Source organism: Shewanella sp. SM20 (assembly GCF_025654545.1).
Lineage (GTDB): Bacteria > Pseudomonadota > Gammaproteobacteria > Enterobacterales > Shewanellaceae > Shewanella > Shewanella oncorhynchi.
Genome location: NZ_JAKKRK010000089.1, coordinates 1 through 8,407 on the forward strand (window position 1 = coordinate 1; position 8,407 = coordinate 8,407).

The window sequence follows — 8,407 nt, forward strand, 5'->3', positions numbered from 1 at the left end:
GATGGTTCAATGCCTGTTGTGGCTAGTTGGTTTACACGCACAGCAACAGGGCTGGGATAAGCATTTTCAGGCCAATACCATTGGGCATCGAACGGTACTCTCAACGATTCGCTTGGGATTGGAGGTACTCAGGCGGCCTGATTATCAAATCACGGAGAAAGAATTGCTGGCGGCCTGGGTATTATTCGCCAATCAGTTGCTCAAATATGGCTATGCTATGGCTGATTTATGAGGGGATCCTTCAGTGCTGTGCGTGTAAATAGCGTTTTTTTAGTTCTTCATCGCGGGCGAGAATATCTGCAAGATTGGCGTACATAAAGCGGAATTGCCACAGGGTATAGAACATAGCATCGAAGTAGCCGATTAACAGTTCTACATCCACTTGCTTATCTTCATAGGGTTGGAAACCCGATTCGAGATGATTCTCATATAGACTGAAAATACAGCGGATAATGTCTTCTTTATTGCGAAAATGGTAATAAAGATTCCCGGGACTCATATTTAAGTGAGCAGCAATGTGATTGGTGGTGATGTTTCTTTCGCCATGCTCGTTGAACAGTTCAAGACTGGCATAGATTATTTTGTCGCGGGTTTTCATAAGTTATCCAAATTGCTAGTGAACGCCACATAATTGATCAAAGAAAGCTAACCAACGACCGCCGAACTGCTGGTAAATTATCCCTAATTTGGTGCATATGCTAACATTGCCGCTATTCATCAGGCAAAACTCATAAGCACGTTTTTAATGAATCGTTTTCTCTATTCCACGATCTTATATTTATTATCCCCTTTGCTAGTCGTCTATTTAGCATTTCGTGCTATTAAAAGCCCTGATTACCGCGGTCGTTGGGGGGAGCGTTTTGGATTAACTCGACTTAAATCGACGGATTTACTGGTCCATTCTGTGTCTATGGGTGAAACGCTTGCGGCAATCCCATTGATCCGTTTGATTATGCAATCACACCCTGAATTAAGCATTACGGTTACCACAACCAGCCCAACAGGGTCTGCGCAGGTGCGTAAAGCCTTTGGTGACTCAGTGCAACATTGTTATTTACCCTTTGACTTACCTTGGTGTGTGGGGCGTTTCTTGCACCAAGTGTCACCTAAATCCTGCATCATTATGGAAACCGAGCTGTGGCCTAACTTAGTTGCCTTAGCGGCCAAACGCGGTGTGCGCTTGATGTTGGCCAATGCTCGCCTATCGGTCAAATCGGCGGCGCAATACGCTAAGCGTCCTAAACTCAGTCGGCCTATGTTGCAGCGACTCGATGTTATTGCGGTGCAGACTCAAGTAGAAGCGCAGCGTTTTATCGAGTTAGGTGTATCGCAGGACAGAGTAACAGTATGCGGTAGCTTGAAGTTTGATCTCAGTATTACGCCTGAGCGTTTAGCCAATGCCAAGCAGCTACGTCAAGCTTGGGGGCGTGAAACCTCGCCGATTTGGGTCGCAGGCAGTGTGCATCCTGGAGAATTTGACGCCATGCTTACAGCCCATAGGCAATTATTGGCTCAGTGGCCCGATGCCTTGCTGATTATTGCGCCGCGTCATCCTGAGCAATTTTCTGCCGTTGCTGAGGTTGTTGCCAGCCAAGGTTTTAAATTTGTTCGCCGCAGCGGTAATCTTCCTGTGGCGGCAACGACTCAAGTGCTGGTAGGCGATACCATGGGTGAACTTCTGACCTTTTATGGCGCCGCGGATCAAGCTTTTGTCGGTGGCACGCTGATCAATAATGGTGGCCATAATCCCTTGGAGCCTGTTGCTATGGGCGTACCTGTTATGGTGGGGCCGAACCATTGGGACTTTGCCCAGATTACGCAGATGTTGGCGGATGCTGGTGGGTTAAGGGTTGTCGCTTCGGCGGATGAACTTGCCGCTAACTTGATTGAGTATTTTGCTAAACCTGAGTTACGCCAGCAGGCGGTGAACGCGGGATTGGCTGTGGTTGAGGCAAATCGCGGTGCCTTGCAACAACAATATCTTCTCGCGCAATCTTTAATAACCGCTTAATTCAACTGGATAATTCGTTTAGTGGATCAGGCGCTTTGCATCGCCGCTTGATAGCCTTGCATTAGTGATGACCAGTTATCAGCGGTGAAGGCAAGGTTTGGTAGCTTGGCTTGTTCTTTATTAAAGGAACGTAACAGTCTGTCTAGATTTGATTGCTGCCATTGCGGGCTCGGTGTTTTTAACTCGCCGCGGTCGAAATCGATAAGATAAAACCGCTCTGGCGTTAAGGGTTCAGTTTGTGCGGGCTGGAACAAAATATTCTTGGCATTGAGATCGGCGTGGTACACACCGCGCTGGTGGAATTGGGCGATGCAAGCCCCTAATGCCTGCCATTGCTCTGTGCTCATTACCCCTTTGCCGAGTTTAGCGACTAAATCTTCGGCACCTTCGACCCGTTCGATAATGATATCGGCGCGGTAAAATAATCCATCGCGCACTATGTTGGCGGCAATCGGTTTAGGTACAGCAAAATCTTCGCGATACAAAATGTCTAATAAGCGTAACTCTCCCATGGCGCGGGTATTTTCGAGGCCAGTATAAACGTAAGCATCTTTGCTGAATTTCTCCATTAAGCCGCCACGCCAATAATGACGCAATACCCAATGACTGTGCTCAAATGCCACAAACCAAGTGGTGTAGCGGCCTTTGGATGAACCGACGACAGCATTTTTAGCCCGCCAAAAATCCACCGTGAACCACGCGGGATCGATATCTGTTGGCGTATCTTGGCAAACTGCAATGTTACCTTGGGCGGTTTTTATGAGCTGTATCTGAGCATTCATCGGAGATTTGTTGACTTAAGCGTGGCACCTAGGGCCATTCTACATTAAGATCCTTAGCTTGCGCCAAATAACCTTAAGAGCTTTTAGCTTCAATCCAATGAGTTTAAATCCCAATACCATGAATTCTCTTTGTTTGCTTCGCTTATCCGCTATCGGTGACGTCTGTCATGCCGTGGCTATGGTGCAGGCGATTCAGCGGCAATACCCCGAGCTCAAAATCACATGGGTGATCGGTAAACTCGAATATCAATTGTTGAAGCATTTACCCGGCATTGAGTTTGTTATTTTCGATAAATCTCAAGGATGGCGCAGTTATTTTAATTTGCGTAAGGCCTTAAAAGGTCGACGTTTTGACGTGCTGCTGCATATGCAGGTTGCGCTACGTGCAACCTTGGCTTCATTAGCCATTTCGGCAAAGGTGCGCATAGGCTTTGATCGTGCCCGCGCTAAAGAAGGTCAGTGGCTAGTGACAAATCACAGGGTGGAGCCCTTGGCAAATCCCCATGTGCTCGAAGGATTTATGGGATTCGCTAAGGTGATTGGCGTTAACGATCTCACTCCTCAATGGCATATTCCTGTGCCAATTGCGGATACTGAATTTGCCCAGACGCAGATTAAAGACAATGAAAAAGTCTTTATCATTTGCGCTGCAGCCAGTAAGGCTGAACGTAACTGGTTACCAGAGCGTTATGCCACCGTTGCGAGCCATGCGATTGCGAAAGGATTTAGAGTCATGCTTTGCGGTGGCCCAACTCAACTTGAGAAGGATTTAGCAGAGCAAATTTTGCAGGCTTGTCCCTCTAAAATCGATAATTTAGTGGGCAAAACCAGTCTGACTCAATTATTGGCCCTGCTCAAACGCGCAAGCTTAGTGTTAGCACCGGATACTGGCCCTGCGCATATGGCGGTTACCCAAGGCACGCCAGTCATTGGTTTATATGCCCATTCCAATCCTGGGCGCACAGGTCCGTATTTATCGCAGCAATATGTGGCGAGCGCCTATGATGAGGCGATAGCATCCCAACATAGCGGCGAAGTTAAGTGGGGCACTCGCGCCAAAGGCGAGCATTTGATGGCTTTGATCAGTGTTGAAGCCGTGATTGAGAAGTTTGATCTGGTGGTTCAGCAGACACTCAGTTAAGGCTTGTTAGTATCAGCATTCTTGTTCAGCACTCTTGATGTATCGCTGCGTTAGCGGTTTGTATTCAGAATATCGTTTAGGAGATAAATCATGCGGATAGCCATTGCCATTGATAGTTTAGCGGGTGGCGGAGCCGAAAAGGTCATGATTACCTTAGCCAAGCAATTTATTCGCTTAGGGCATGAGCCGCATTTTTTAGTCATGGAAGATAATCGCTATTATGAAATCCCTGAGGACTTACCCATTCATCAATGCTTTGCCCCTAAGGATAAAGATTTCGACCATTTTGGGCGATTGAATGCTTCGGTTAACAAACTCAGCGCAAAAATCGCGGAAATTGAATCTCAAGTGGGCAAGTTTGATTTGTTTTTATCAAATTTAGATAAAACCAATTTGATGATGACCAAAACCGGTGTTTCACCACTTTATGTCATAGTCCATTCTTCTGTAGAAGAAGAGTTGAGCCGCCAATTTAAACTGGGACCGTTTGCTTATTTCAAGAAGCTAAAATCCAAAAAAGCGCTCAATAGTCAGCATTTGATTACTGTCTCAAATGGTATAGCAAAGGAGATTAAAGATAAAGGTCGTTTGCATCCAGCATCTATGCAAACTATCTATAATCCATTTGAATTTAACGAAATCACATCTCAATCACAGCAAGATAATCCGCAAATCCCTCAGGGAGATTATCTTATTCATGTCGGTCGCTTTGCTAAGCAAAAGCGCCATGATGTGTTGTTTGAAGCCCTCAAACTCACGCAAAATCAACTTCCTGTCGTGCTCTTGTGTCATAACCACAAAAAAGCGATAAAAGCAGCGAAAAAGTTTGGTATTGAAAAGCGATTAATTATTCCAGGTTTTCAAAGTAATCCTTTTCCATGGATTAAGCAGGCTAAGGCATTAGTACTCAGCTCTGATTTTGAAGGTTTACCGACAGTCTTGATTGAATCTTTAGCTTGTGGGACTCCTGTTGTGAGCACTGATTGCCCACATGGACCTAGTGAAATTTTAACCGGAAATTTAGTGCCTTATCTCGTGCCGCGTCGTGATCCCAAAGCGTTAGCTAAAATGATAGACGAGGTTGTTAGCTTGCCGCCATCCCTCGAGCAGGTTGAGATTTTGGCCAAAGTCGATGCGACCTTAATTGCCGAACAATATTTAGCGTTGGCAAAATAATTTATTCGTTTGTGTTTTAGGAGCATGCTTGTGGAAGAAGCCAAACAAGCCAAAAGACGTTATTTATTTTACATAGCGCAAAACTATTCCTATGCGATGTTAAGGCCACTTCAACAAGTCATTTTGGAAAGAGGTGATGAGGTTAGCTGGTTCTTAGAGGGAAATGAGGTCGATCCTAAGTTTTTAAAAACCGATGAACTGCGCTTGCAGAGCATCGATGCTGTGAAAGCGTGGAAACCAGATGCGGTATTCGTCCCTGGGAACGTTGTCCCTCATTTTATTCCTGGGGTTAAAGTGGGCGTATTCCATGGATTTAATGCGGGTAAAATGAATCATAAGGGCCGAGAAGATCACTTCGAAATCAGAGATTGTTTTGATTTGTATTGTACCCAAGGCCCTGCGACGACTCTGCCCTTTCTGAAACTAGAGAAAAAGTTTGGTACTTTTACTGTCGTTGAAACGGGATGGCCTGCGCTCGACCCCCTATTTCTTGAGAATAAAGATAATCCTTATATCAAAGCTGATGACCCAAGGCCTGTAGTACTCTTTTGCTCAACATTTTCCCCAAGTTTGACCTGCGCACCTGTGGTATTTGAGCAGATTAAAGCCCTGTCGCAAAAGAGCCAATGGAGCTGGTTAGTGCAATTTCATCCAAAGATGAATCCTAAGATTGTTGAGCAGTACAAGGCTTTAGAAAACGAGAATTTACAGTTTGTTGAAACTGATAATGTGATCCCTTTGCTGCAGGCGGGGGATGTGATGTTGTGTGACACTTCATCGATTCTGTTGATGTTTTTAATGCAGCGAAAACCAGTGGTGACCTTTAAAAATCAGTCACCGAAAGATCATTTAATCGATATCAGTCGGGTTGAGGATATTGAATCTGCATTAACGCGAGCACTGAGTCGTCCTGATGATTTGATGGCGCACATCCATGATTATTGCAATCAAATTCACCCTACGGGCGATGGTCAATCTAGCCAGCGAGTTTTAGCCGCAACAGATGCTTTGATTGATAAAGGCACAGATTGGCTAAAACCTAAACCATTGAACTTGTTGCGCCATTTTAAGATGCGGCGCAAGCTAGGTTATTGGAAGTTGTTTTAGCTAGTTGTCGTTACTTATGGGCCGATATTGAAATATCGGCCCATTTTGTTAGCCTTGCAGTTTCGTTTCTTCAACCAGTTTAAAGATGATTTCTTGCATATTTTTCTGGAAATCTTCAATACTGTGGTTTGCTTTGATGTAGTCAACTGCCTTAACCGCGAGTTCTTGTCTTAGTTGTTCGTTTTCCATCAGATGGCGTATACCATCGACAAATAAATCGACTTTATCAAAACCATCTCCGAGCACTGTACCTGTAAATACGCCAAATTGACTCGTCAGCTCGTCGGGGTCACGGCAACTGACGAGAAGGGTGCCATAAGATAACGCTTCTAAGAAAGAAATTGGTAGAGCTTCGTGAATTGAAGTGTTGACTAAAATTTTAGCATCTTTGATTAGCTGGTTTTTTCGATCGCCTTCTACATGCCCTACAAAATGTAGGTTGGGAATATTTAGGTAGTCATTCATGATGGACTGATTTTTCTTTGACTGCCTAAATGACTGACCTAGCATGAAAAATTCATATTCAGGCATCAGTTTAGCTATCTCGCAAAATAACCAACCACGTTTGACTGACTCAATTCGTCCCAGAAAGATAATGTGATTTTTCTTCGGGTGTGCTTCTACATCGAAATTATGATCGATCTCGATAGGATTGGGTAAATATTTGATTTCTGTTTTATCATCGAGATTGTAGAGATCTCTGGCTTTACGATCTAAAAAGCGTGCCTGAGAAATAAATGAGACTTTCCCTGCCGCCCAAAGGTCATGAACAAACTGATAAATATTACTGTCCCAATAACTTTTCTCAGGGAAAAGTTTTACGGTATTAATTTCATCCCATTCATAATCAGGTCTTGGATCTTGAACCCAAAATAGGAGTTTTTTATCAATATTGGGAATGGTTTTTAGAATGCGATATGAGTGGGTTGTCATTTCTATTGACAGAAATATATCGTAATTCTTCTTTTTCAGAAACCTAATATTAAGGAAATCCATAAACTTAGCAGCTAAGCGATAAACTTTAATGCCATCGATCATATAGCGACGAGGTATTAATCTTTGCTTGCTGCAGTCTTTTTTTATCAGCACTTCTACTTCAATATTTTCGTTGGGTAAGTGTTTGGCGATTAAGTGGCGTGCTAGAAAACCGTATCCACCATACACTGTGCCTGTACCACCAAAGTACTCATCAACTAATAAAGCCACTTTAAGCTTACTCATTACTACCCCAAAAAATCATTTATTGCTAATTCTACTTAGGCAGAATTATTTGATGGGAAGTATTTTGATATTTTTCAAATAGACTATCAATGAATTTATTTATTCATAAATACAGAATGGTTAACCTTATAATAAACTGTTTTATCGATGTTCAATAATAGTAATTATACAGGCTAAATGTATTGTATTTCTGTGTGTTATTACTCTTTGTTTGATGCATTTGTTAACGTCTTGTGTTTTTTAATCCAATTAAAACGAGCTTTCATACTGTATCAGAGTGTAACAGGTGTTGGAGGTTAAGTAGAAACTCTACTTATATTCAATAGAGTTTCTACTTTTTTACCGTATAAAGATATTTATTCGGCTAAGTTCAAATATTGCTTTGCAATATTTTGACTATCTACGGCTTTAAGAATAGCAAGGTCTTCAAGCGATGGAGGCGATGCCAGACATTCCAGAGCCTTTTGTGCCAACAATGCAGGTTGGCGAACGGGAACCAAATATTTAGCTAAATGTCCGGTAAGGATTTCATTCGGGCCGTGAGGGCAGTCAGTGCTTACGACGGGGGTGCCACAGGCCAATGACTCAATGACTACCGTTGGCAAGCCTTCAAAATCTGAGCTCAGTAGCATTAATTCTGCGTTGGCAATCCAAGCATAGGGATTATGTGTAAGCGTAACGCCAACCACACATTCCAATCCTAACTGATCAACTTTACCCTGCGGTGTTTTTCAAGGTAGTTGGCACTCTTTACTTAAATTTTAAGCTGCATTTCTTGTTTCAGTTTCAGACTCTTTTTCTGGGTTCAACACTACCTCACCGATAACGTCACAGTTCCTTATACCGTTTGGCCAGCGTTTAGGGTTTCTTGATCTTGCTTCTTCTAGTACCTCCTTACGCTTAGATAAAATCGCTTTATCTTGCATCGCATGTCGCTCACTCGGTGATACAAAATTGAGCTTACTGTGC

General features: G+C 43.4%; 7 protein-coding genes and 3 pseudogenes. 5 read left to right on the plus strand and 5 right to left on the minus strand.

What is annotated here, in order from left to right:
- Window positions 1-232, plus strand: a pseudogene (locus L5M18_RS22240) (IS4 family transposase); the annotation flags it as partial.
- Window positions 233-247: 15 nt separating this feature from the next.
- On the opposite strand, the pseudogene L5M18_RS22245 reads toward L5M18_RS22240, so the two are convergent.
- Window positions 248-598: pseudogene (locus tag L5M18_RS22245) on the minus strand (TetR/AcrR family transcriptional regulator); the annotation flags it as partial.
- A gap of 147 nt (window positions 599-745) precedes the next feature.
- Between L5M18_RS22245 and waaA the strand changes: the two are divergent.
- Window positions 746-2,011, plus strand: a complete 1,266-nt coding sequence (gene waaA, locus L5M18_RS22250; protein ID WP_263198640.1) for a lipid IV(A) 3-deoxy-D-manno-octulosonic acid transferase — start codon at window positions 746-748, stop codon at window positions 2,009-2,011.
- A gap of 26 nt (window positions 2,012-2,037) precedes the next feature.
- Here the strand turns inward: waaA and L5M18_RS22255 are convergent, their stop codons facing one another.
- Window positions 2,038-2,793, minus strand: coding sequence for a 3-deoxy-D-manno-octulosonic acid kinase (locus L5M18_RS22255; protein WP_263198641.1), 756 nt, complete (start codon window positions 2,791-2,793; stop codon window positions 2,038-2,040).
- 97 nt (window positions 2,794-2,890) lie between these two features.
- On the opposite strand from L5M18_RS22255, the gene L5M18_RS22260 reads away from it, so the two are divergent.
- From L5M18_RS22260 to L5M18_RS22270, 3 genes are all read left to right on the plus strand, one after another.
- A complete protein-coding gene (locus L5M18_RS22260) occupies window positions 2,891-3,934 on the plus strand; it encodes a glycosyltransferase family 9 protein (RefSeq protein ID WP_263162653.1) in 1,044 nt (347 codons plus the stop codon).
- A 90-nt stretch (window positions 3,935-4,024) separates the two neighbouring features.
- Window positions 4,025-5,110 carry a glycosyltransferase gene (locus tag L5M18_RS22265; protein WP_263198642.1) on the plus strand — a complete coding sequence of 362 codons (1,086 nt, stop codon included), beginning with the start codon at window positions 4,025-4,027 and terminating at the stop codon, window positions 5,108-5,110.
- A gap of 24 nt (window positions 5,111-5,134) precedes the next feature.
- Complete coding sequence (locus L5M18_RS22270; RefSeq protein WP_411569219.1) at window positions 5,135-6,217, plus strand: CDP-glycerol glycerophosphotransferase family protein; 1,083 nt, start codon at window positions 5,135-5,137, stop codon at window positions 6,215-6,217.
- Between the two features lie 48 nt (window positions 6,218-6,265).
- On the opposite strand, the gene L5M18_RS22275 is transcribed toward L5M18_RS22270, so the two are convergent.
- The 3 genes and pseudogenes from L5M18_RS22275 to L5M18_RS22285 all read right to left on the minus strand — a co-directional run.
- A complete protein-coding gene (locus tag L5M18_RS22275; protein ID WP_173497803.1) occupies window positions 6,266-7,438 on the minus strand; it encodes a glycosyltransferase family 4 protein in 1,173 nt (390 codons plus the stop codon).
- Window positions 7,439-7,794: 356 nt separating this feature from the next.
- A complete protein-coding gene (locus L5M18_RS22280; protein WP_317629909.1) occupies window positions 7,795-8,136 on the minus strand; it encodes a glycosyltransferase in 342 nt (113 codons plus the stop codon).
- A gap of 63 nt (window positions 8,137-8,199) precedes the next feature.
- A pseudogene (locus L5M18_RS22285) lies at window positions 8,200-8,407 on the minus strand (IS3 family transposase); the annotation flags it as partial.

Excerpts from the sequence above, each read along its gene's own strand:
- waaA (WP_263198640.1), top strand. The coding sequence starts at position 746 with ATGAATCGTTTTCTCTATTCCACGATCTTATATTTATTATCCCCTTTG.
- L5M18_RS22255 (WP_263198641.1), bottom strand. The coding sequence starts at position 2,793 with ATGAATGCTCAGATACAGCTCATAAAAACCGCCCAAGGTAACATTGCA.
- L5M18_RS22260 (WP_263162653.1), top strand. The coding sequence starts at position 2,891 with ATGAGTTTAAATCCCAATACCATGAATTCTCTTTGTTTGCTTCGCTTA.
- L5M18_RS22265 (WP_263198642.1), top strand. The coding sequence starts at position 4,025 with ATGCGGATAGCCATTGCCATTGATAGTTTAGCGGGTGGCGGAGCCGAA.
- L5M18_RS22270 (WP_411569219.1), top strand. The coding sequence starts at position 5,135 with ATGCTTGTGGAAGAAGCCAAACAAGCCAAAAGACGTTATTTATTTTAC.
- L5M18_RS22275 (WP_173497803.1), bottom strand. The coding sequence starts at position 7,438 with ATGAGTAAGCTTAAAGTGGCTTTATTAGTTGATGAGTACTTTGGTGGT.